Below are 22,802 nucleotides of genomic sequence, written 5' to 3' on the forward strand. Positions count from 1 at the left end.
ACAAAGGGACAAGGTTATCATGCGCACATTCAATCGCCTGCTGTTGACCGGCTTGATTGCACTCGCTCCGATGGCTGCCATGGCGGCAGACGACGCTCCCTCGGGGGACCCGCAAGTCACCATTCGCACGGAAGGCGACAAGACCATCCAGGAATACCGCCAAAATGGCTTCCTGTATGCCATCAAGATTACCCCGAAAGACGCGCCCCCGTATTTCCTGGTGCGCGCGGACGGAACCGATGCAAACTTCATCCGCTCGGACCAGCCGGATATGCTGATCCCTTCATGGAAGATCTTCGAATGGAAATGATTTCTTAATTTCAATCGGCGCTGCGGCCCGTGGCGCCCGTAATGGCAGTTTTAACCATGTCTGTGTTCACCCCCCTGGCTCGGCCCGAGCTGGAAACCTTTCTCGCCCCTTATGGGCTCGGCCGCCTGCTCGATTTCCAGGGGATTGCCGCGGGTAGCGAAAACACCAACTTCTTTATCAGCCTGGAGCAGGGCGAATTTGTCCTGACCCTGGTTGAGCGCGGCCCCGTGGACGAAATGCCGTTCTTCATCGAACTGCTGGACGTACTCCACGACGCCGACCTGCCGGTGCCTTACGCCCTGCGCACCACCGACGGCGTGGCCCTGCGCGAATTGGCAGGCAAGCCGGCTCTGCTGCAACCGCGCCTTGCCGGCAAGCACATCAAGCACGCCAACGCTCAGCATTGCGTGCAAGTGGGTGAACTGCTCGCTCACCTGCACCTGGCCACCCAGGGCGACAAGGTGCTGGAGCGCAAGACCGATCGCGGGCTGGATTGGATGCTCGACGAAGGTGCGCAACTGATCTCGCACCTCGATGCTGAGCAACAGCGCCTGCTGCAAGCGGCCCTGGATGAAATCCAGCAGCACAAGGCACACATCCTCACGCTGCCCCGCGCCAACATTCACGCCGACCTGTTTCGCGACAACGCAATGTTCGAAGGCACCCACCTGACCGGGCTGATCGACTTCTACAACGCGTGCTCCGGCCCGATGCTGTACGACGTGGCGATTGCCCTGAATGACTGGTGCTCGGACGAAGCTGGGGTGATTGACGGCCACCGCGCCCGGGCGCTGCTGGGGGCCTACGCGGCATTGCGGCCGTTCAGCACTGGGGAAGCCGAACTGTGGCCGACGATGTTGCGCGTGGCCTGTGTGCGGTTCTGGCTGTCACGCCTGATTGCGGCCGAGACATTTGCCGGGCAGGACGTGTTGATTCACGACCCCGTGGAGTTCCAGCAACGGCTGGAGCAGCGCCAGCAGGTCACTCTCCAACTGCCGCTCGCCCTTTAACGCTTTACGCGATCAACATGTGTGGGCTTATGTGGGAGCGGGCTTGCCCGCGATAGCGGTGTATCAGGCGCTCATCAGGTGACTGACACGCCCTCATCGCGGCATAGGTATCTACACAACTTTCAGAAACTGACGAACTCTCCCGTGGCGAGCGGGCTTGCCCCGCGCTGGGCTGCGAAGCAGCCCCAAAAAGCTTGCCGCGTTTCTCCAGATAAACCGCGATGGCCGGGTTTAGGGCTGCTTTGCAGCCCAGCGCGGGGCAAGCCCGCTCGCCACAACTGCGCTATCTGCCTGGATTTAGGCGTTGCGGCAAAGTTGTGTAGATACTTATGCTCATCGCGGGCAAGCCCGCTCCCACAGGGGTTCTATGCCGCCTGTTACAGTGACTCCAGGCACCCTGCCAAATCATTGCCCAGCTTTTCCAGCAACTGTTCATAGCCTTGAGCGGTTGCCGGGGTGTAGCCGCCCAGGGCATCCAATTCCGCCAGTTTCACCGGCAGGCCTGCCACCAGGGTCTCGGCCAGGCGCGGGCGCAATGGCGGCTCGCTGAACACACAGGTCTTGCCCACTTCCTGCAAGCGCGTGCGCATCGCCGCCACATGCTGGGCGCCGGGTTGCACTTCGGCGGCCACGCTGAATACGCCGGTATGCTTGAGGCCATAGGCATCTTCAAAGTAGTCGAAGGCTTCGTGGAACACGAAGTAAGGCATGCCGGCGATACCCGCCAGGCGCGCCTTGAGGCGCACATCCAGGGCATCCCGGCGAGCGTTGAACCCCTGCAGGTTGCTCTGGTAGCGCGCCGCGTTGGCCGGATCGGCCGCGCTCAAGTCCGCCGCCATTTTTGTAGCAATCACCCGCGCATTGACCGGTGACAACCACAGGTGAGCATCCAGGCTTCCCGGACGATGATCGTGATCATGGTCGTCGGCTTTTTCGCCATGGGAGTGATTATCTTCGGCGAAATGACGCAGTTTGAGCCCCGGCAACTCCTGCACCGCGACTGTCGGCAAGCTGCGGCCCTTGAGCACCCGAGGCAGGAAGCCTTCCATGTCCGGCCCGATCCAGTACAGCAGATCCACCGATTGCACACGCCGTACGTCGGATGGTCGCAATGCATAGTTATGGGGCGAGGCTCCCGGCGGCAATAACACCTCTGGAACCGCCACCCCGTCCTGCACAGCGGCGGCAATCAGCTGCAAGGGCTTGATGCTGGTCAGCACCCGAACCTCGGCCTGGGCAGCCCCGGCAATCCATAAACTGGTGACAAATACGACAAAAACGGCAAAAAGTCGGGACACGATGAGCACTCAAGTCAGCAGGAACGGGTAACATAATAACGTCTCTCACAAATATCTGTCGCCGCTCATGCCTAAAACACCGCTTGCCAGCCGTCCCCACGACCACTCTCACTGCGTCCACAACGCACTGTCAGAGGCCGACGCCCTGTGCGCACGCCAAGGCCTGCGCCTGACGGCCCTGCGCCGGCGGGTGCTGGAACTGGTGTGGCAGAGCCACAAACCCCTGGGTGCCTACGACATTCTCGGCGTGCTCAGCGAGCAGGACGGCCGCCGCGCCGCGCCGCCGACGGTGTACCGTGCGCTGGACTTCCTGCTGGAAAATGGCCTGGTACACCGTATCGCCTCGTTAAACGCCTTTGTCGGCTGCAACCACCCGGAACACGCGCACCAGGGCCAGTTCCTGATCTGCCGTGAATGCCACGCCGCCATCGAGCTTGAGCAAAAAAGCATCAGCGACGCGATCATCAAGAGTGCCGGCGATGTGGGCTTCCGAGTCGAAGGGCAGACCGTCGAAGTAGTAGGCATCTGCTCGGGCTGCCAGGGGGCTTGATGAGCACTGCGCTAATCCGCCTGGAGCAGGTCGGCGTCACGTTCGCCGGCCAGAACGTGCTGGACAACATTCACCTGAGCGTCGAACCGGGGCAGATCGTTACCCTGATCGGCCCCAACGGTGCCGGCAAGACCACCCTGGTGCGTGCCGTGCTGGGCCTGCTCAAGCCCGACAGCGGCAGTGTCTGGCGCAAGCCCAAGCTGCGCATCGGCTATATGCCGCAGAAACTGCACGTCGACCCGACCTTGCCGCTTTCAGTGCTGCGCTTTTTGCGCCTGGTACCCGGCGTGGATCGCGCCCGCGCCCTGGCTGCGCTCAAGGAAGTCGGGGCCGAGCAGGTCATCGACAGCCCGGTACAAAGCATCTCCGGTGGCGAAATGCAGCGCGTCCTGCTGGCCCGTGCCCTGCTGCGCGAACCTGAACTGCTGGTGCTCGATGAGCCGGTACAGGGTGTCGATGTGGCCGGCCAGGCCGAGCTCTACAGCCTGATTACCCGCCTGCGCGACCGGCATGGCTGCGGCGTGCTGATGGTCTCCCACGACCTGCACCTGGTAATGAGCACCACCGACCAGGTGGTATGCCTCAACCGCCACGTCTGCTGTTCCGGCCATCCGGAGCAGGTCAGCGGCGACCCGGCCTTCGTCGAACTGTTCGGCAAGAACGCCCAGAGCCTGGCGATTTACCACCACCATCACGACCACGCCCATGACCTGCATGGCGCCGTGGTTGCCGATCCGGCTCCCCATACCCACGTCCACGGAGATAGCTGCAAGCATGGCTGATTTTCTGCTCTACGCCCTGCTTGCAGGCTTGGCTTTGGCGCTGGTGGCGGGCCCGCTGGGTTCGTTCGTGGTCTGGCGGCGCATGGCCTACTTTGGCGACACCTTGTCCCACGCGGCCCTGCTCGGCGTAGCCCTGGGCTTTTTGCTGGACGTCAGCCCGACCATCGCCGTGACCGTTGGCTGCCTGCTGCTCGCCGTGCTGCTGGTGACCCTGCAACAGCGCCAGCCCCTGGCTTCGGACACGCTGCTGGGGATCCTCGCACCCAGCACCCTGTCCCTCGGCCTGGTGGTCCTGAGCTTTATGCATGAAGTGCGTATCGACCTGATGGCCTACCTGTTCGGCGACCTGCTGGCGATCAGCCCCACGGACCTGGCCTGGATTCTCGGCGGCAGCGCGGCGGTATTGATCCTGCTGGTGGCCCTGTGGCGACCGTTGCTGGCAATTACCGTGCACGAACAACTGGCCACCGTCGAAGGTTTGCCCGTGCCGGCGCTGCGCATGACCCTGATGTTGCTGATCGCCGTGGTGATTGCTGTCGCAATGAAGATTGTCGGCGTATTGTTGATCACGTCGCTGTTGATCATCCCCGCCGCCGCCGCCCAGCGTCATGCACGTTCACCGGAACAGATGGCGGTCGGCGCCAGTTTGCTGGGGATGCTTGCCGTGTGTGGTGGCCTGGCGCTGTCCTGGTTCAAGGACACCCCGGCCGGGCCGTCGATTGTGGTCACGGCCGCCGCACTGTTTCTGCTGAGTTTTGTCCTGCCCCGTCGAGGGGTGTAGACTTGCTCGCTTTTTGCGCAATTAGAGAGTCGCAGGAATGAAGCCGTTCACCTCCCGTTATCTGCTCCTTGCCGCATTTTCCCTGCTGCTGGGCGCCTGCCAAAGCACCCCGCCCGTCGCCCCCGAGGTTCCGGACGCGCGCGCTGCGGCCATTGCACAGCTGGAACAAAACCTGGCCAGCAGCGAGCTGGCCACCGCCGAAGACCAACTCGCCGCCCTGCAGGCCCAATCGCCCGACGATCCGGCACTGGAGCCTTATCAGCGCCAGCTGGCCGAGGCCTATCTGCAGCGCAGCCAGATCGTCCTGCAAAAAGGTGATGTCAACGCCGCGGCCACTGCCTTGAGCCGTGCCCGGGCCTTGATGCCCAAGGCGCCAGCGCTCACGGGCGGAGTCAACAGCGCCATCGCTCACGCGCGCAAAGCCGAGCTGGATAAAGCCGAAGCCGCCCTCAAGGCCGCCGAAGCCAAGCCACCGGCCAAGGTCATCGACCCCGCCGCCGAAAGCACCACGGTTGCGCTGAACCTCACGGATATTCAGCAATTGCGCCATCAACTGGATGCCATCGCCACCGACGTGGTGAATTACCAGTGTGATGTGAGCATCCAGGTGCCCCGCACCGAGGATTACCCGTGGCTGAACACGCTGCTGAGCAAACGAGTGAAGCGGATAGATTCAGGGTATGACCTGAAGATTCACCGGCAGATCCTCAAGCATATTCCGGCGCAGGTTGTGCTGATTCCGCGTAAAGCCGACTGACGCCAATCGCGGGCAAGCCCGCTCCCACATTGGAATACATTTCAAATGTGGGAGCGGGCTTGCCCGCGATGGCGCCCTATCAAACAACCAAAAACTTAAGCCGGAACCGCCTTGGCCCGAGGCTCGCGCTCCCAAACCCGATGCTGGGCAATTGCCGCAATAAACGCCTTCAACGCCTTGGCATCCCCGCCAACAATCAAGCCCGCATCCGCCTCCAGCTTCAACACCGCCAACAACTGCTTCGCCTCACCGGCCAAGGCAATCGCCTTCAAATGCTTGTAGGCCTCCAGCAGGTAGTGCAACGCCACACCATCGCCGCTCAATGCCTGGATCGACTTCGCCCCACCCGGCACAAACACCGCGTCGAATGCCACTGACGGCAAGCCTTCCATCGAGGCATCCACCGCCAGGCTCTTGCCATCGGCCGTGGTGACCGGCGCCGAGGTCGGCCCAAGCAATTTGGCATGGGCCCCTTCTGCGGCCAGCGCCTTTTTCAACGCTGCGATGGCTGCACCATCAACACCATTGGCCGCTAGGATCGCCACCTTGCGCGTCTTGATACCCCCTGGCAGCAGGTTGGCCTGGCTCAAGGCCGGCGAGCGCTCTGGCGCGGTCTTGCGCACTGGCACGGTGCCTTTTTTCGGCACCGGCAGGCCCAGGTTCTGCGCCACGCGCTTGGCCAGCTCCAAGTCGATGTTGGCCAGGATCTCATTGACCTGGCGCGCCCGGATAAACTCACGCTCGACCTTGCCCAGCTCAAAGCTGTAGGCCGCGATGATGTGCTCCTGCTCGTGCTTGCTCATGCTGTTGAAAAACAGGCGCGCCTGGGAAAAGTGATCGCTGAATGACTCACTGCGCTCGCGGATTTTGTGCGCGTCGATGCGCTCCGGGTAAGATTCGAAACCGCCGTCCTGCGCGGCCGGAGGCGTTTCCTTCGGCCAGCCGCCGTCGATGGAATTCGGCTCGTAAGCCGCACGGCCTTTGTCGATGGTGCTGCGGTGCATGGCATCGCGCTGGTTATTATGCAGTGGCGTCACCGGCTGGTTGATCGGCAACTGGTGAAAGTTCGGGCCACCTAGACGGCTGATCTGCGTATCGGTGTAGGAAAACAACCGACCTTGCAGCAGCGGGTCATTGGAAAAGTCGATACCCGGCACGATATGGCCTGGGCAGAAGGCGACCTGCTCGACTTCCGCGAAGAAGTTATCCGGGTTGCGGTTGAGCACCATCTTGCCCAACGGGGTGATGGGCACCAATTCTTCGGGAATCAGCTTGGTCGGGTCGAGGATATCGAAGTCGAAGGCATGCTCTTTATCCTCGGGAATAATCTGCACCCCCAGTTCCCACTCCGGGTAATCGCCCATCTCGATGGCGTCCCACAGGTCGCGACGGTGGAAATCGGTATCTTTACCCGCCAGTTTCTGCGCTTCGTCCCACACCAGGGAACAGGTGCCCGCCGTCGGCCGCCAGTGGAATTTGACGAAGTTGGACTTACCCTCGGCATTGACCAGGCGGAACGTATGCACACCAAAACCCTGCATGCTGCGCAGGCTTTTTGGAATGGCGCGGTCGGACATCGCCCAGATCACCATGTGCGCCGATTCCGGCTGCAGCGAGACAAAATCCCAGAACGTGTCGTGGGCCGAGCCGCCGGTAGGAATTTCGTTGTGCGGCTCAGGTTTTACCGCATGCACGAAGTCAGGAAACTTAATCGCGTCCTGAATGAAAAATACCGGCATGTTGTTGCCCACCAGGTCGAAGTTGCCTTCTTCGGTGAAGAACTTCACGGCAAAACCACGCACGTCACGCACCGTATCGCCCGAACCACGTGGGCCCTGCACCGTGGAAAAACGCGTGAACACCGGGATTTTATGGCCAGGGTCACGCAAAAAACCCGCCTTGGTCAGCGCCGAGTGGTTTTCATAGGTCTGGAAGTAGCCATGGGCGCCAGTGCCGCGGGCGTGCACGATGCGCTCCGGGATCCGCTCGTGGTCAAAGTGCGTGATCTTTTCACGCATGATGAAATCTTCCAGCAGCGAAGGCCCGCGTGCGCCGGCTTTCAAGGTGTTCTGGTTGTCGGAGATTTTCACCCCCTGATTGGTGCGCAGCGCCTGGCCAGTGGCATCCGAGCGGGATTTTTCCAGGCTTTGCAGCTTGGCATTGGTGTTGCCACGGTCCAGGGTATCGGTGCCAGCAAGCTCGCTCTTGGGCGCCTGGGCAGGTTTCTTGGTACTCATCAGACAAAACTCCTCGTTTGCGTAGGCCAGAGCGGTCCCTGGCTCGTTTGAGCAAAACCCCGGGCACGGCACCCGGGAAATCGAGTTGCTTAAGTAGTGACTGACACGGTTTTTGACCGTTCCTTTTTTATGACCTTTGATCGCGTTATTGCCAAATCGCTGGTTGAATACGAAATAAATGCTAAGAAACACTAGATGGACAGGCTAAAATGCGCGCCCGGCTAACCGCTGATCCCTTTTCAATGCGCCCCACAAGGTTCGCTACGTGATCGAGTTTCATAACGTCCATAAAACCTACCGGGTCGCCGGTAAGGATATCCCCGCCCTGCACCCCACCAGCCTGCGCGTCGAGAACGGCCAGGTGTTCGGCCTGATTGGCCACTCTGGTGCGGGAAAAAGTACTCTGCTGCGCCTGATAAACCGCCTGGAAGAACCTTCGGGCGGCCAGATCAAGGTCGACGGCGAAGAAGTCACCGCCCTGGATGCCAATGGCCTGCGCCGTTTCCGGCAACAGGTCGGGATGATCTTCCAGCACTTCAACCTGCTGGCCTCCAAGACCGTCGCCGACAACGTCGCGCTGCCGCTGACCCTGGCCGGTGAGTTGTCGCGCCGCGAGATCGATGCGCGCGTGGCCGAACTGCTGGACCGGGTTGGCCTGTCCGACCATGCCAAGAAGTACCCGGCGCAGTTGTCCGGCGGCCAGAAGCAGCGCGTCGGCATCGCCCGCGCCCTGGCCACCAAGCCAAAAATCCTGCTGTGCGACGAAGCCACCAGCGCCCTTGACCCGCAGACCACTGCCTCGGTCCTGCAACTGCTGGCCGAGATCAACCGCGAGCTGAACCTGACGATCGTGTTGATCACCCACGAGATGGACGTGATCCGTCGTGTCTGCGACCAGGTCGCGGTGATGGATGCCGGTGTGATCGTCGAGCAAGGCCCGGTCGCCCAGGTGTTCCTGCACCCCACGCACGCGACCACCAAACGGTTCGTGCAGGAAGCCGAGCAGGTCGATGAAGGCGAGCAGCGCGACGTCTTCGCCCATGTACCAGGCCGCATCGTGCGCCTGACGTTCCAGGGCGAAGCGACCTACGCGCCCCTGCTGGGTACCGTCGCCCGCGAAACGGGTGTGGACTACAGCATCCTGGCCGGTCGCATCGACCACATAAAAGATACCCCTTACGGGCAACTGACCCTGGCCATCACTGGCGGTGACATGGAAGCGGCATTCGCACGCTTTACCGCAGCCGATGTGCACATGGAGGTCCTGCGTTAATGGACGTGTTACTGCATTACTTCGACAACGTCGACTGGGCTGATATCTGGGTAGCCACCAGCGACACCATGCTGATGCTCAGCACCTCGCTGTTTTTCACCGTACTGGTGGGCCTGCCGCTGGGCATCCTGCTGTTTCTGTTCAGCCCACGCCAGTTGCTGGAGCAGAAAACCACCTATGCCGCCCTGGCCTTCGTGGTCAACGCCATCCGTTCGCTGCCGTTCATCATTCTGTTGATTGTGATGATCCCCACGACCGTGTTCCTCACGGGCACATCGCTTGGCGTGGCCGGTGCGATTCCGCCGCTGGTGGTGGGCGCTTCGACGTTCTTCGCCCGGCTGGTGGAAACCGCCCTGCGCGAGGTCGATCGCGGCATCATCGAGGCGACCCAGGCCATGGGCGCGACCACCCGACAGATCATCACCAAGGCGCTGCTGCCCGAGGCAAAGCCGGGCATCATTGCGGCAATCACCGTGACCGCCATTGCCCTGGTGGGCTACACCGCCATGGCCGGCGTAGTAGGTGCCGGCGGCCTGGGCGACCTGGCGATCCGTTATGGGTACCAGCGTTTCCAGGATGACGTGATGGTCGTCACCGTGGTGATGTTGATTGTGCTGGTGCAGATTCTGCAAACCATCGGCGATAAGCTGGTGACACACTACTCTCGAAAATAACGGCCATTACCGGCGCCCGCCGGCAGATGCCCGAACAAGGAGCTTGTTGGATGAAAAAACTACTGGTTGCTTTCGCCGCGGTTGCCGCGTTTTCCGCCCATGCCGCCGAGACCCTGACGGTCGCCGCCACGCCGGTGCCCCACGCTGAGATCCTTGAGTTCGTGAAGCCGGCCCTGGCCGCGCAAGGCGTGGACTTGAAGGTCAAGGTGTTCACCGACTACGTGCAGCCGAACGTACAAGTGGCCGAGAAGCGCCTGGACGCCAACTTCTTCCAGCACCAGCCGTACCTGGATGAGTTCAACAAGGCCAAGGGCACTCACCTGGTGAGTGTGGCCGGCGTACACCTGGAGCCGCTGGGTGCGTACTCCAGCAAGTACAAGACCCTGGCCGAGCTGCCGGACGGTGCCAACGTGGTCATCCCCAACGACGCCACCAACGGCGGCCGCGCGCTGTTGCTGCTGGCCAGCAAGGGCCTGATCACCTTGAAGAACCCGACCGATATTCTGTCGACCATCAAGGACATCACCGGCAATGAAAAGGACCTGAAATTCCGCGAACTGGAAGCCGCCACCCTGCCACGCGTGCTGACCCAGGTCGACCTGGCGCTGATCAACACCAACTACGCCCTGGAAGCCAAGCTGGACCCTGCCAAGGATGCCCTGGCGATCGAAGGCAACGATTCGCCTTACGTCAACATCCTGGTGACCCGCGAGGACAACAAGGATTCGGACGCGGTGCAGAAACTGGTCAAAGCCCTGCACACTCCCGAGGTGAAGAAATTCATCGACGAGAAGTACAAAGGCGCAATCCTGCCGGCGTTCTGATCGAGCACTATCGCCAAAACACTGGAGATCGAATGTGGGAGCTGGCTTGCCTGCGATAGCGGTGGATCAGCGACCAAAAGGCTGGCTGACCTGACGCTATCGCAGGCAAGCCAGCTCCCACAGTTGATCTGGGTTGTCGGCTGGATTTGCTCCAGAACTAGTTACGCTGCAACAACCCCGGCAACTGCGCCACCAGCTTCTGGTTGTTCAACGGCGCACGGATAAACCCACGCTGGGTGCCATCCGGGCCGATCAAGGCCAGGTTGCCGCTGTGGTCGACGGTGTAGTTCGGCTTGCTGGTATCGGCCGGAATGAACGGAATGCTCACCGCATTCGACACCTTCTGCACATCCTCCACATTCGCGCCGGTCAGGCCTGCAAATTGCGGATCGAAGTAGCCCAGGTATTGCTTGAGCTGCGTCGGGGTATCGCGATGCGGGTCAACGCTGACCAGGATCACCTGCAGCTTATCCACTACGTCCTTGGGCAGCTCGCTCTTGATCTGGCGCAGCTGGGCGAGGGTGGTCGGGCAGATGTCCGGGCAGAAGGTGTAGCCGAAGAACAGCACACTCCACTTGCCCTTCAACTCGTTGACCAGCACCGGCTGGCCGTCCTGGTTGGTCATGGTCACCGGCGGCAGCTGGCGGCTTTGCGGCAGCAGGATAATGCCCGCGTCGATCAATGCCGTAGGGTCGCCCTGGCCCTTGCCGGACAGTACTTTATTGACGGTCAGGCCCATGACCAACGCCACGATGGCCACCAGGATGAAGACAGTTTTTTGAGTTCGAGTCATAGGTTCAACAATAAGTAGTGGTCTACGAGCAGGGCGATAAATAGCAGGAACAGGTACCAGATAGAGTACTTGAAGGTATTGATCGCCGCGTGCGGCCGACTGCCACGGTACAGCACCCAGGCCCATTGCAGAAAGCGTGCGCCCAGAACCAGTGCACAGCCCAGGTACAACAGCCCGCTCATATGGATCACATAGGGCATCAGGCTCACCGCCAGCAGCGCGAAGGTGTAGAGCAGGATATGCACCTTGGTGTAGTGCTCGCCGTGGGTCACCGGCAGCATCGGGATATCGGCCTTGGCGTACTCCTCCTTGCGATGAATGGCCAGGGCCCAGAAGTGCGGTGGGGTCCAGGCAAAGATGATCAGCACCAGCAGCAATGGCTCGGCACTCACATGGCCGGTGACCGCCACCCAACCGAGTAACGGCGGCGCCGCACCGGCCAGGCCGCCGATCACGATGTTCTGCGGCGTCGCGCGCTTGAGGAAGCCGGTGTAGATCACCGCATAGCCCAGCAACGAGGCCAGCGTCAGCCAGGCCGCCAATGGATTGGTAAAGGCCAGCAACAAGCCCAGCCCGGCCACCGCCAGCGCCAGGGCAAATGTCAGCGCGGCGACCGGGGACACCCGGCCTTCGGCCAGCGGCCGCTTGTGAGTACGCGCCATCAGCGCATCAATACGCCGGTCCACCACATGGTTCACCGCCGCCGCGCCACCAGCGCACAGGGCAATCCCCAGGTTGCCGAAGATCAGCACCGTCCACGGCACACCGGCGCGGGTGGCGAGAAACATGCCCACCAGCGAGGTGATCAGCATCAGCACCACCACCTTGGGCTTGGTCAGCTCCAGATAGTCACGCCAGATCGCCTGGCTGTGACGCTCGCCAATCAAGGTCGCCATGGCATCTCTCCTTTAAGGGTGATCAGGCCCGAAACGTGTTTGCGCGGGCTGAAGCGCCAACCGAACGGCACTTGATGGCGGACCCGCACCAGGCTGGTACGGGCGTGGTAATTGACCAGCACCAGGGTCAGCAGCAGCGCTGCACCGCCGGCGTTGTGGGCGACCGCCACCGGCAGCGGCAAATGAAAGTACACATTGCTCAGGCCCAGGCCGATCTGCACGGCGAGCGCCGCCAGCAGCAACCCGGCGAGGCGCGTCATGCCCACCGCCTTGAGCTGCCAGGCCAGCCCCAGCAGCACCACGGTAACCGCCAGCGCGCCCATGCGATGGGTCAGGTGAATCGCCGTGCGTGCGTCGCTGTCCAGTTGCCCGCCCAGATAGTTGGGGCCGATATGCTGGGTCAGGTGAAAGCCATTGGCAAAGTCCGCCGCCGGCCACCACTCGCCATGGCACGTCGGCAAGTCGATACAGGCCACCGCCGCATAGTTGGAGCTGACCCAACCACCCAGCGCCACCTGCCCGATCACCATCACCAGGCCCGCCGTGGCCCAGTACTGCAAGCGCCTGGGCACGATCAGCGCCGGCAACACCCCGGACAAACGCAGGGTCAGCAAAAACAGCAGGCTCAACGTCGCAAACCCGCCCAGCAAATGCCCGGTGACCACCTGCGGCCAGAGCTTGAGCGTCACCGTCCACATGCCAAAGGCCGCCTGGGCGAAGACCACCGCCAGCAGGAACAGCGGCAGCTTCAAGAGTTGCCCCGGATGCCGGCGATGGGTCCAGGCGCGAGCGGCCAGCAACGTGATCAGCAGCCCCAGGGTGCCTGCGGCGTAGCGGTGGATCATCTCGTTCCAGCCTTTGTCGGCCTCCACCGGCGTATCCGGGAAATGCAGCTCGGCATGGGCCAACTGGGCCTCGCTTTTAGGCACGCTGATAAAGCCGTAGCAACCCGGCCAGTCCGGGCAACCGAGGCCGGCATGGGTCAGGCGGGTGTAGGCGCCGAGCAACACGACAATCAGCGCCAGCAGGGTGGCAAACAGCGCGAGGCGAAATCCAGGTTTGGCCATGACGATGCCCTTATCCGATATTCGACAGTTTCAGCAGATGGCGCAGGTCGTTGAGCAGATCCTTGCCCTTGACCCGCGCGTCATAGCGCAGCACCAGGTTGCCGTGGGGGTCGACGATCCACAGTTGGGCATCGCCGGGCGCGGCAGCGTTTTGCTTGAAGGTCGGCAGGTCCAGGGGCAAACGCTGCAACTGCGGATATTCGGCTTTCAGCTTGGTCTCGTATTCGGCACTGAGCGGCTGCGCACTGGCCAGGGCATGGCTGGCGCGGGACGCATCACGGCCCAGGCCGATCTGCAGTTGGCGCGCGAGGTAGACCAATTGCTGGCAATCGGCGGCGCAGGCTGCGGGGGCGGTCACCAGTAATTGCCAGCGCTGCTCGTCGGCCTGCACGCCGATATCGGCGCGGGTCTGGCCATTGCCGATCATCTCGCCGTGATCACTGCGGTTGTCCGGCACCCAGAACTGCAACTTGTACATCAGGGTCGCCAGCACCATCGGGCCGATCACCATCAGCAGGATCAGGATCAGTTGCCAGCGCCCCTTGCGCCGGTTGGGCGCCGCTGGCGTGTCAGACATGTTGAGTGGATTCATGGCCGCTCCCATGGTGCTTCTCCCTTGCGTTGTGCCATCCGAGGTAGAGGTAAAGGCCCAGCAGCGCCAGCGCCATGGCGAACCACTGCACGGCATACCCCAAGTGTTTTTCCGGCCCCATGGCCACTACCGGCCACTGGGTTTCATAGGTCGCAGGGCCGGCTTCGGCCCGCAGTTCAAAGGCAAACCCGCTGCGGCCCAACTCAGCCCAAAGCACCTGTGGATGCAGCGCCGTCAGCAAGCGTGGCCATTGCGCGGCGGCCGGGTCGGCATGCAACTGGAACGTCTCGCCCGGTGCGACATACACCCAGGCATTGATATTCAAAGGCTGGTCGGGCGTGGTGAAGGCCGGCGGCGTGCGTCGATCCGGCCACGCCAGCCAGCCGCGATTGAGCAACAGCCACTGGCCGCTGGCCTGGTCATGAAAGGGTTGCAGCAACTCGACGCCGGCCTTGCCGTCACGCATGCGGTTATCCAGCAGCACGCTGTGCCCGGCATCGAACTGCCCGCGCAACTGCACCCGGCGAAAGGCTGGGTCAGCCACCCCATCCAACTGTTCAACACTGATAGGCGGCGCCGCCCGGCGCTCGGCATAACTCTGCAGCAACGCCTGTTTTTCCTGGCCACGGGACAGTTGCCAGAAACCCAGGAACACCATCAGCGGCAGCAGCACGAGCACCACCAGCGTCGGCGCAATCCCGGGGCGAAAGGGTTTCATGGCGTTGCCGCGAAGGTGGGTGCTGCGCTGGCTATACTGAATCTCATTGCCCGCCCCTCAAAAAACAGCCCTGGAGCCTGACCATGCTCAAAGCCGCTATTGCCCTGATGCTGATCGCTACCGTTGTGAGCCTGTTCAGTGGCTTGTTCTTTCTGGTCAAGGACGAAGGCCACTCCAATCGCCTTGTCACTGCCTTGACCGTGCGCGTGGTGCTGGCCGTGATGACCCTGGCGTTGATCACCTGGGGGTTCTTCAGCGGCCAGCTGGTTTCCCACGCGCCCTGGTAAGTCGCTACAGCACGTAGACGAAGAAAAACAAACCGATCCACACCACATCCACAAAGTGCCAATACCAACTGGCCGCCTCGAAGCCGAACTGGTGCTCGGCATTGAAATGCCCCTTGAGGATGCGCATCAGCATCACGAACAAAATGATCGTGCCGATGGTCACGTGGGCGCCGTGAAACCCGGTCAACATGAAGAAAGTCGCGCCATACACCCCCGAGCCCAGGGTCAGGCCCAGCTCTTTGTAGGCGTGGATGTATTCCTCGGCCTGGAACCCCAGGAACGCCACCCCCAGCAACACGGTGAGCGCCAACCAGATCTTCAGCGCACCGCGATGGCCCTTGCGCAGAGCGTGGTGGGCGATGGTGATGGTCACGCTGGAACTCACCAGCAAGATGGTGTTGACCAGCGGCAAGCCCCACGGGCTGATGGTGCCTTCCGGCGCCGGGAACAGCTTGGGGTCGGGGTTGTTGAGCAACGGCCAGGCGAACTCGAAATTCGGCCACAGCATGTGCGCAATGCCCTTGGAGCCTTCTCCGGCCAGCCACGGCGCCGACATATGCCGCACATAGAACAGCGCACCGAAGAAGGCGATAAAAAACATCACCTCGGAAAAGATGAACCAGGTCATGCCCCAGCGAAACGAGCGGTCCATCTGTGCGCTGTACAACCCGGCGCGGCTTTCCTTGATCACCGCGCCAAACCAGCCAAACATCATGTAGGCCAGCAGCAGGCTGCCGACGAAAAAGATCAGGGGCCCGTGGGATTCCGGGCGCGCAGCCTTGAGGTCGTTGAACCACACGCCCAGGCCATACACGGTGATCAGCAGCCCAAACGTGGCAATTATTGGCCACTTGCTTTGCGCCGGTACGTAGTACGTATCATGAGTCGACATGTATCCGTTCTCCTAATCGAGCCCGCAGGCACGCCTAGCCGCCGGTATGGACAGCCACGGGCGGTTGGCGCGCAGTGATATCGAACAGCGTGTACGCCAGGGTCAAATGCTTCACATCCTTGGGCATGTCGCGGTCGACAATGAAGCGCACCGGCATCTCGATGCGCTCCCCCGGCTGCAGCACTTGCTGGGTGAAGCAAAAGCACTCGGTCTTGTGGAAGTACATCGCCGCTTCGGCCGGGGAAATGCTCGGGATCGCCTGGGCCGTCATCGGCTTGTCGCTGGGGTTGAAGGCCACGAATACCATCTCGTTGACCGCGCCAGGGTTGACCACGATTTCGTCGGCCCTGGAGTGGAACTCCCAGACCATATCGATGGCATTGGTCGACAGAAACTGCACCCGCACCTGGCGCGACGGATCGACTACCTGTGAGCCTTCGTACTGCCCGGCAGTCTTGCCGTTGATGCCGAAGGCCTTGCACATCACGTCGTAGATCGGCACCAGGGCGAAGCCAAAGGCGAACATCGCCAGCACCAGGATCAGCAGGCGCGTGACCAGGCGGTTGAGGGGCACGGAATCAGCCATGGCGCCCACCCCCGCGTGACGGTTCTGTAGGAGCGAGCTTGCTCGCGAAAAACCACAGCGCGCCGCGTTTATCCAGGCAACCCGCGTTATCGCTCACGCCCTTCGCGAGCAAGCTCGCGCCTACAGGCCCGCTGTTCATTTGACCTCCGGCGGCGTGGTGAAGGTGTGGTACGGCGCTGGCGAAGGAATGCTCCACTCCAACCCTTCGGCACCATCCCACGGCTTGGCCGGCGCCGGCTTACCGCCACGGATGCACTTGATCACGATAAACAGGAAGAAAATCTGCGTGGCACCGAACATGAAGGCGCCAATCGACGACACCATATTGAAGTCGGCGAACTGCAGGTTGTAGTCCGGCACCCGGCGCGGCATGCCAGCCAGCCCGACGAAGTGCATCGGGAAGAACGCCATGTTCATCCCCACGAACGACAGCCAGAAATGCAGCTTGCCCAGGGTTTCGTCGTACATATGGCCGGTCCATTTCGGCAGCCAGTAGTAGGCCGAGGCGAAGATCCCGAAGATCGCCCCAGGCACCAGTACGTAATGGAAATGCGCCACCACAAAGTAGGTGTCGTGGTACTGGAAATCCGCCGGGGCAATGGCCAGCATCAGCCCGGAAAAGCCGCCGATGGTGAACAGGATCACGAAGGCCACGGCAAACAGCATGGGCGTCTCGAAGGTCAACGAACCTTGCCACATGGTGCTGACCCAGTTGAACACCTTGACCCCGGTGGGCACGGCGATCAGCAGGGTGGCGTACATGAAGAACAACTCACCCACCAACGGAATGCCCACCACGAACATGTGGTGCGCCCACACGATAAACGACAGGAACGCGATACTCGCGGTGGCGTAGACCATCGAGGTGTAGCCGAACAGCGGCTTGCGCGAGAAGGTCGGGATGATCGAGCTGACGGCACCAAAGGCCGGCAGGATCATGATGTACACCTCGGGATGGCCGAAGAACCAGAACACATGCTGGAACAATACCGGGTCACCGCCGCCGGCAGCGCTGAAGAAGCTGGTGCCGAAGTGGATATCCATCAGCATCATGGTCACGCAACCGGCCAGCACCGGCATCACCGCGATCAGCAGGAACGCGGTGATCAGCCAGGTCCAGACGAACAGCGGCATCTTCATCAGGGTCATGCCCGGGGCACGCAAGTTGAGGATGGTGGCGACCACGTTGATCGCGCCCATGATCGAACTGATCCCCATCAGGTGGATGGCGAAGATAAAGAACGTCACGCTTTCCGGGGCGTAGGTGGTGGAGAGCGGGGCATAGAAGGTCCAACCGAAGTTGGGCCCGCCCCCCGGGGAGAACAAGGTCGAGACCAGCAACAGGAACGCCGCCGGCAACAGCCAGAAGCTGAAGTTGTTCATGCGCGGCAGGGCCATGTCCGGCGCGCCGATCATCAGCGGGATCATCCAGTTGGCCAGGCCGACAAACGCCGGCATCACCGCGCCAAACACCATGATCAAGCCATGCATGGTGGTCATCTGGTTGAAAAACGCCGGCTCGACGATTTGCAGCCCCGGCTGGAACAACTCGGCACGGATCACCATGGCGAACGAGCCGCCGAGCAGGAACATGGCGAAGCTGAACCACAGGTACATGGTCCCGATATCTTTGTGGTTGGTGGTCAGCACCCAGCGCATCAAGCCCTTGGCGGGGCCGTGGGCGTGGTCAGCGGCATGACCGTGGTCATCGATCACAGTGCTCATGGCCGTTCTCCTGCAAGCGGATGGGCGGGGCGGGTCAGGGCATACGCAATGAAGAGGTTCATTTGCTTTCCGCCTGTTTGATGGCCAGCACGTCTTTAGGCGTGACCATGTCGCCTTTGTTGTTGCCCCACGCGTTACGCTCGTAGGTCACGACTGCCGCAATATCGACTTCCGACAGCTGCTTGCCGAACGCCGCCATCGCGGTCCCGGGCTTGCCGTGGTAGACGATGCTCAGGTGATCTGCCGCAGGTCCGGTGGCGATTTTCGAGCCCTTGAGCGCCGGGAACATCGGCGGCAGGCCTTGGCCTTCGGCCTGGTGACAGGCCACGCAAGTGGTGTGGTAGACCTTGTCGCCACGGGCCACCAGCTCTTCAAGTGTCCACTCTTTGGAGGTCAGCTCCTTGAGCTTGGCGGCTTCTTCCTTGCGCTCGCCGAGCCAGGTTTCATAGTCCGCCTTGGACTTGACCTCGACCACGATGGGCATGAACCCGTGGTCCTTGCCGCATAGCTCTGCGCACTGGCCACGGTAGATGCCGGGCTTCTCGACCCGGGTCCAGGCCTCGTTGACGAAACCGGGGATGGCATCGCGCTTGACCGCAAACGCCGGTACCCACCAGGAGTGGATCACGTCGGCGGCGGTCACCAAAAAGCGCACCTTGGCGCCCACCGGCAGCACCAGCGGCTGATCGACTTCCAGCAGGTAGTGTTCGCCCTTGGTGGCCTTGTTCTGGATCTGCTCGGCGGGGGTGGCCAGGTTGCTGAAGAACTCGACGTCCTGGCCCAGGTACTTGTAGTGCCACTTCCACTGATAGCCGGTGACCTGGATATCGATATCCGATTCACTGCTGTCGTAGATGTTGATCAGGGTCTTGGTCGCGGGAATAGCCATGGCGACGAGGATCAGCAGGGGCACGACGGTCCAGAGAATTTCGACCGTGGTACTTTCGTGGAACTTGGCCGCCACCTGGCCCGTGGAGCGCCGATGCACAATCATCGACCAGAACATGGCGCCAAACACGATGATGCCGATCACCACACAGATCCAGAAAATGGTCATGTGCAGGTCGAACACAGCGTGACTGACTTCAGTGGCCCCTGGTGCCATATTCACTGTCCAGGCGGCCTGCGCCTGGCTGAATACTGACCACAAGAGTAAGCCCATCCAAACATGTGGATGTCGCGTCATTGCGGGTTCCCCTTATCGTTCTTGTTATCCCGCCGGTTTGCACCTGCGGCCAAGGGGGCGGCTTCCAAACTGCTTACATCCGCCAAGCCTTGCCTGCCTAATGCAGTCGGGCGTCATCAGCTAATTGCGTACAAACCCGAGTATAGACAGCGACTGCGACCCCGCAATGTGTGGGGACGAATCAGTAAAAAGAGACGAACGGCGCTGGCCGGCCAGCAGATTAAAGGCCTATCCGACGAACGATGGCATTTCGATATAACAGCGGCGCATAACCATGAAATAATTATGACAAATGCGTCTTAGGGGCTCGTATAAACGAGCTACCTTATGCAATCCCCTTTCCTACGCCCGTATTCCTGGAGCTTTCATGAACACCGCCGCATTGCGCGAGCAGATTTCCCGTGCCCATCAACACGAAGTGTCCACTGGCCAATTGGCTAAACAACTGGACGCTCAGTTACCACACCTGCATTCGGCCATTTCCCTGGCCGAGGGTGATCGTAATGCCGTGATGACGCGCTTCGTCACCGCCTACATCGATCAGGTTCCGGACCTGCTGGACGCCGCCAACGACGTGGCCCGGGAAGCAGGGATTGAAAGCCAGATCAAGCCGGTGCTGAAAATCGCCGAGCATTTCTTTCTCCAGCCACCGGCCATCCTCGCCGCCCATGAAGGCCTGAACGGCCTGCTGGACGAGGCCTACCTGGCCCACCGGCTGGTGGAAGAAGTGAACGATTTGTATATCAAGCACTTCGGCCAGCCGTTGATTCCGGCGGACACCACCGTTGCCAATGTGATTGCCCACCAGTTGATCGGCGAAGATTTCGCCAACCAGCTGGATGAAGCCGTGCACCTGGCGGTGGATGAGATGCTCAATGAAGAGAGCTTTGCCCTGGAGTCCGTCGAGGCCTATCGCGAGCAGCTCAAGAGCCCGGCAACGGAAGCCGCGTGGAAGCGCTGGCCTTGCCTGTCGCGCCAGCTGGGCGTGGAGTTGGAGCTGGATCAGCCGGCCTAGAGTTGCGGCCTGGCACAGAACAAAATGTGGGAGGGGTTTGTGTGGGAGCCGGGCTTGCCCGCGATGCAGGCACCGGGGTGCATCAGTTACACCGCGGTGATGCTATCGCGGGCAAGCCCGGCTCCCACACAAGCCCCTCCCACTTTTTTATGCGGTTTCGTCAGCCCACCGACGGGGCAGATCCGATCCGGGTCGTGGTGCGTATCCGCCCTTCCAACCGACGCTTCAACCCGCGCGCCTCGATCACCAACTTCGAGCCCTTGGCCGCATTGGCCCGCCCCCATTCCTCCAGCAATTCCAGGCACGAGTGATCCACGTAGCTCAGGTTATTGAGCGGCACATGCACGGTGCTTCCCGCGGGCACTGTCGCCAGTACCTGAGTCAATGCGGGCACCTTGAGAAAGGTCGCCGCGCCTATCAACCGCAACTCCATTTCACCGTCCTGGGGCAGGTCGATCAGGCTGACTTTCAAGCGTGAAGCCTTCCACGCCAGTTTCACCAGGGTCAGGCCGAAGCCCACCAGCACACCGGTCAGCAAGTCGGTAAAGATGATCGCCAGGGCCGTGGCCGCGTAGGTGAACATCGGCATCCGACCATAGCGCCCCAGGCCACGGAACGCCTTGAGGTCCACCAACTTGATGCCGGTGTACACCAGCACACCCGCCAGGCTCGCCACCGGAATGCTTTGCAGCACGCTCGACAGCAGCAACACGAAGGCCAGCAGCCAGAGACCATGGAACATTGCCGACAGACGCGTGGTTGCGCCCGCCTGGACGTTGGCCGAACTGCGCACGATCACCCCGGTCATGGGCAATGCGCCCACCAGGCCACACAACATGTTGCCTACACCCTGGGCAGACAATTCCTTGTCGAAGTCCGAGCGTTGGCCGTTGTGCATCCGATCCACAGCCGCCGCCGAGAGCAAGGTTTCGGCACTGGCAATAAAGGCCACCGCGAAAGCGGCGATCAGCAGGTTGGGGTCGGCCAGGTTCAGCAGGTCACTGGGGCGGAGCCAGTCGATGGCATCGGCGAGGTTTTCCGGCACATCCACGCGTTTGACCTGCAATGCCAGCATCAGGCTGGCTGCCGTCGCCAAGCCCACCCCCAGCAACGCACCCGGTACAAAGCGCAGTTTTTGCGGACGAAATTTATCCCACATCCACATCACCAGAATCGTCGACAACCCCAGCAGACCGGCTTGCCAGCCGAGACCGGGAATGGCCTGGGCCACTGCGGCGGGGAAGCCGGCAAGGTTATCCAGCCCAGACGGCTTGGGCGCTCCATCGAGCATCACATGCACCTGCGACAGGACAATCAGCACCCCGATCCCCGCCAGCATGCCGTAGACCACCGCAGGCGCCGTCACCCGGAACCAGCAGCCCAGGCGCAGGCGCCCGGCCACCAGTTGCAGGAAGCCCGCCAACAGCAGGATCGGCCCGAGCATCAGCATCCCGTGCTGGCGCACCAGTTCGAACACCAACACCGCCAGGCCGGCAGCCGGGCCACTGACTTGCAGGGGCGAGCCGGCCAGCCAACCCACCACCAGACCACCGATGATCCCGGTGATCAGGCCCTTGGCCGGCGGCATGCCCGAAGCAATGGCGATCCCCATGCAAAGTGGCAAGGCCACCAGAAACACCACCACCGAAGCCAACAGCTCCCGTGGCAGCACTGTTTTCAATTGAGCTGCACGCATAATGACTCTCCCGAGGCATTCGCCGGGCGTGGCAAGGCCTGGCTGCATCCATGGCAGCCATCGCATTACCCGGCAGGGGATTGTTTTAGAAGCGCGCTTTGGGCGTCGCCGAAGGGATCGGTCCGGAACCGGTCAGCGGCAGGAACGTGGCCTGGTCCGCATCGTAGGCTTTGATCTCGCTGGTCTCGATGTTGTAGATCCAGCCATGGATAAACAAATGACCGTTGGCCATGCGCGAAGCCACAGAAGGGTGGGTGCGCAAATGTTGCAACTGGGCGATGACGTTTTCTTCGGTCAGCACCTGCATGCTTTCGCCTTCATTGGCGCAATCACAGTTGTCCTGGACCATGGTCTTGGCGACCTCGGCATGGCGCAGCCAGGCTTTGACCGTGGGCATCTTTTCCAGGCTCTGGGGGTTGAGCACCGCCCGCATCGCGCCACAGTCGGAGTGGCCGCAGACGATGATGTGCTGCACGCCCAGGGCCAGCACCGCGTACTCGATGGCCGTGGACACACCGCCGTTCATCTGCCCATAAGGCGGCACGACGTTGCCTACGTTACGGGTGACGAACAGATCGCCCGGGGAGCTTTGGGTAATCAGTTCCGGAACAATGCGCGAGTCGGCGCAGGTGATAAACATCGCCCGTGGGCTCTGGGCCGTGGCGAGTTTCTTGAAGAGTTCTTCCTGCTGGGGAAAGACCTCGTTATGGAAATGCAAAAAGCCATCAACGATGTGCTGCAGCGCTGCATCGGCGGACTCCGCCTCGTGAGGGGCTGAAGCCGACGCAGCCAACGGCTGTTTATCCTTGTCACTCATGATTCATCCTCGTAGTTGGAGCAGGGGAGTGTTGCA

Annotated in this window: 24 protein-coding genes; 11 read left to right on the forward strand and 13 right to left on the reverse strand. The window is 61.6% G+C overall.

Annotation, left to right across the window (positions count from 1 at the left end; all coding sequences use genetic code 11):
• The first annotated feature begins 19 nt into the window (after positions 1–19).
• Positions 20–310 carry a DUF2782 domain-containing protein gene (locus BHC62_RS16250; protein WP_070995511.1) on the forward strand — a complete coding sequence of 97 codons (291 nt, stop codon included), beginning with the start codon at positions 20–22 and terminating at the stop codon, positions 308–310.
• A gap of 56 nt (positions 311–366) precedes the next feature.
• On the forward strand, positions 367–1,320 hold the full coding sequence (locus tag BHC62_RS16255; RefSeq protein ID WP_070995512.1) for a homoserine kinase: 954 nt from the start codon (positions 367–369) through the stop codon (positions 1,318–1,320).
• 377 nt (positions 1,321–1,697) lie between these two features.
• Here BHC62_RS16255 and BHC62_RS16260 read toward each other — a convergent pair whose 3' ends face one another.
• Positions 1,698–2,627, reverse strand: a complete 930-nt coding sequence (locus tag BHC62_RS16260) for a zinc ABC transporter substrate-binding protein ZnuA (RefSeq protein WP_070995513.1) — start codon at positions 2,625–2,627, stop codon at positions 1,698–1,700.
• A gap of 58 nt (positions 2,628–2,685) precedes the next feature.
• Here BHC62_RS16260 and zur point away from each other — a divergent pair, with 58 nt between their 5' ends.
• From zur to BHC62_RS16280, 4 genes are read left to right on the forward strand one after another with little or no spacing between them, the layout of a single operon-like run.
• Positions 2,686–3,168: a zinc uptake transcriptional repressor Zur gene (gene zur, locus BHC62_RS16265; RefSeq protein WP_029290345.1), complete on the forward strand. Its 483-nt coding sequence runs from the start codon at positions 2,686–2,688 to the stop codon at positions 3,166–3,168.
• Entirely contained in the window at positions 3,168–3,950 is a 783-nt protein-coding gene (gene znuC / locus BHC62_RS16270; protein ID WP_029290343.1) for a zinc ABC transporter ATP-binding protein ZnuC, read from the forward strand. The genes zur and znuC overlap by 1 nt, the downstream gene beginning before the upstream one ends.
• Positions 3,943–4,731, forward strand: coding sequence for a zinc ABC transporter permease subunit ZnuB (znuB, locus tag BHC62_RS16275; protein ID WP_029290341.1), 789 nt, complete (start codon positions 3,943–3,945; stop codon positions 4,729–4,731). Before znuC ends, znuB begins: the two co-directional genes overlap by 8 nt.
• Positions 4,732–4,768: 37 nt before the next feature.
• A complete protein-coding gene (locus tag BHC62_RS16280; RefSeq protein WP_029290339.1) occupies positions 4,769–5,488 on the forward strand; it encodes a PA5502 family lipoprotein in 720 nt (239 codons plus the stop codon).
• A gap of 95 nt (positions 5,489–5,583) precedes the next feature.
• On the opposite strand, the gene katE is transcribed toward BHC62_RS16280, so the two are convergent.
• Positions 5,584–7,755: a catalase HPII gene (gene katE / locus BHC62_RS16285; RefSeq protein WP_256324368.1), complete on the reverse strand. Its 2,172-nt coding sequence runs from the start codon at positions 7,753–7,755 to the stop codon at positions 5,584–5,586.
• Positions 7,756–7,990: 235 nt separating this feature from the next.
• Here katE and BHC62_RS16290 point away from each other — a divergent pair, with 235 nt between their 5' ends.
• From BHC62_RS16290 to BHC62_RS16300, 3 genes are read left to right on the forward strand one after another with little or no spacing between them, the layout of a single operon-like run.
• Positions 7,991–8,998, forward strand: coding sequence for a methionine ABC transporter ATP-binding protein (locus BHC62_RS16290; RefSeq protein WP_029290335.1), 1,008 nt, complete (start codon positions 7,991–7,993; stop codon positions 8,996–8,998).
• The gene (locus BHC62_RS16295) at positions 8,998–9,672 is read left to right on the forward strand and encodes a methionine ABC transporter permease (RefSeq protein ID WP_029290333.1); all 675 of its coding nucleotides are present in this window, start codon (positions 8,998–9,000) and stop codon (positions 9,670–9,672) included. The genes BHC62_RS16290 and BHC62_RS16295 overlap by 1 nt, the downstream gene beginning before the upstream one ends.
• A gap of 50 nt (positions 9,673–9,722) precedes the next feature.
• The gene (locus tag BHC62_RS16300; protein ID WP_070995515.1) at positions 9,723–10,496 is read left to right on the forward strand and encodes a MetQ/NlpA family ABC transporter substrate-binding protein; all 774 of its coding nucleotides are present in this window, start codon (positions 9,723–9,725) and stop codon (positions 10,494–10,496) included.
• Positions 10,497–10,653: 157 nt separating this feature from the next.
• Here the strand turns inward: BHC62_RS16300 and BHC62_RS16305 are convergent, their stop codons facing one another.
• From BHC62_RS16305 to BHC62_RS16325, 5 genes are read right to left on the reverse strand one after another with little or no spacing between them, the layout of a single operon-like run.
• Positions 10,654–11,289 (reverse strand): SCO family protein, encoded by a 636-nt coding sequence (locus tag BHC62_RS16305; protein ID WP_029290329.1) that lies wholly within the window; start codon positions 11,287–11,289, stop codon positions 10,654–10,656.
• Entirely contained in the window at positions 11,286–12,185 is a 900-nt protein-coding gene (gene cyoE / locus BHC62_RS16310; RefSeq protein ID WP_029290327.1) for a heme o synthase, read from the reverse strand. Before cyoE ends, BHC62_RS16305 begins: the two co-directional genes overlap by 4 nt.
• Complete coding sequence (locus BHC62_RS16315; protein ID WP_070995516.1) at positions 12,173–13,252, reverse strand: heme A synthase; 1,080 nt, start codon at positions 13,250–13,252, stop codon at positions 12,173–12,175. Before BHC62_RS16315 ends, cyoE begins: the two co-directional genes overlap by 13 nt.
• Before the next feature lie 10 nt (positions 13,253–13,262).
• The gene (locus tag BHC62_RS16320) at positions 13,263–13,856 is read right to left on the reverse strand and encodes a hypothetical protein (protein ID WP_029290323.1); all 594 of its coding nucleotides are present in this window, start codon (positions 13,854–13,856) and stop codon (positions 13,263–13,265) included.
• Positions 13,822–14,562, reverse strand: coding sequence for an SURF1 family protein (locus tag BHC62_RS16325; protein ID WP_029290321.1), 741 nt, complete (start codon positions 14,560–14,562; stop codon positions 13,822–13,824). The genes BHC62_RS16320 and BHC62_RS16325 overlap by 35 nt, the downstream gene beginning before the upstream one ends.
• An 83-nt stretch (positions 14,563–14,645) precedes the next feature.
• Here BHC62_RS16325 and BHC62_RS16330 point away from each other — a divergent pair, with 83 nt between their 5' ends.
• The gene (locus BHC62_RS16330; protein ID WP_029290319.1) at positions 14,646–14,849 is read left to right on the forward strand and encodes a twin transmembrane helix small protein; all 204 of its coding nucleotides are present in this window, start codon (positions 14,646–14,648) and stop codon (positions 14,847–14,849) included.
• Between the two features lie 4 nt (positions 14,850–14,853).
• Here BHC62_RS16330 and BHC62_RS16335 read toward each other — a convergent pair whose 3' ends face one another.
• From BHC62_RS16335 to coxB, 4 genes are all read right to left on the reverse strand, one after another.
• Entirely contained in the window at positions 14,854–15,741 is an 888-nt protein-coding gene (locus BHC62_RS16335) for a cytochrome c oxidase subunit 3 (protein WP_029290317.1), read from the reverse strand.
• 34 nt (positions 15,742–15,775) lie between these two features.
• Positions 15,776–16,327 (reverse strand): cytochrome c oxidase assembly protein, encoded by a 552-nt coding sequence (locus tag BHC62_RS16340; protein ID WP_070995517.1) that lies wholly within the window; start codon positions 16,325–16,327, stop codon positions 15,776–15,778.
• A gap of 135 nt (positions 16,328–16,462) precedes the next feature.
• Positions 16,463–18,052 carry a cytochrome c oxidase subunit I gene (gene ctaD, locus BHC62_RS16345; RefSeq protein ID WP_029290313.1) on the reverse strand — a complete coding sequence of 530 codons (1,590 nt, stop codon included), beginning with the start codon at positions 18,050–18,052 and terminating at the stop codon, positions 16,463–16,465.
• A 58-nt stretch (positions 18,053–18,110) separates the two neighbouring features.
• Entirely contained in the window at positions 18,111–19,238 is a 1,128-nt protein-coding gene (gene coxB / locus BHC62_RS16350) for a cytochrome c oxidase subunit II (RefSeq protein ID WP_070995518.1), read from the reverse strand.
• Between the two features lie 367 nt (positions 19,239–19,605).
• Here coxB and BHC62_RS16355 point away from each other — a divergent pair, with 367 nt between their 5' ends.
• Positions 19,606–20,253 carry a hypothetical protein gene (locus BHC62_RS16355; RefSeq protein WP_029290308.1) on the forward strand — a complete coding sequence of 216 codons (648 nt, stop codon included), beginning with the start codon at positions 19,606–19,608 and terminating at the stop codon, positions 20,251–20,253.
• Between the two features lie 160 nt (positions 20,254–20,413).
• Here the strand turns inward: BHC62_RS16355 and BHC62_RS16360 are convergent, their stop codons facing one another.
• Both BHC62_RS16360 and BHC62_RS16365 read right to left on the reverse strand, forming a co-directional pair.
• The gene (locus BHC62_RS16360) at positions 20,414–21,949 is read right to left on the reverse strand and encodes a SulP family inorganic anion transporter (RefSeq protein WP_070995519.1); all 1,536 of its coding nucleotides are present in this window, start codon (positions 21,947–21,949) and stop codon (positions 20,414–20,416) included.
• A gap of 85 nt (positions 21,950–22,034) precedes the next feature.
• On the reverse strand, positions 22,035–22,766 hold the full coding sequence (locus BHC62_RS16365) for a carbonic anhydrase (protein ID WP_029290302.1): 732 nt from the start codon (positions 22,764–22,766) through the stop codon (positions 22,035–22,037).
• Positions 22,767–22,802: the final 36 nt, after the last annotated feature.

Origin of the sequence: Pseudomonas sp. 06C 126, from assembly GCF_001855215.1 — a bacterium.
In the GTDB taxonomy this organism is placed as follows: Bacteria; Pseudomonadota; Gammaproteobacteria; order Pseudomonadales; family Pseudomonadaceae; genus Aquipseudomonas; species Aquipseudomonas proteolytica.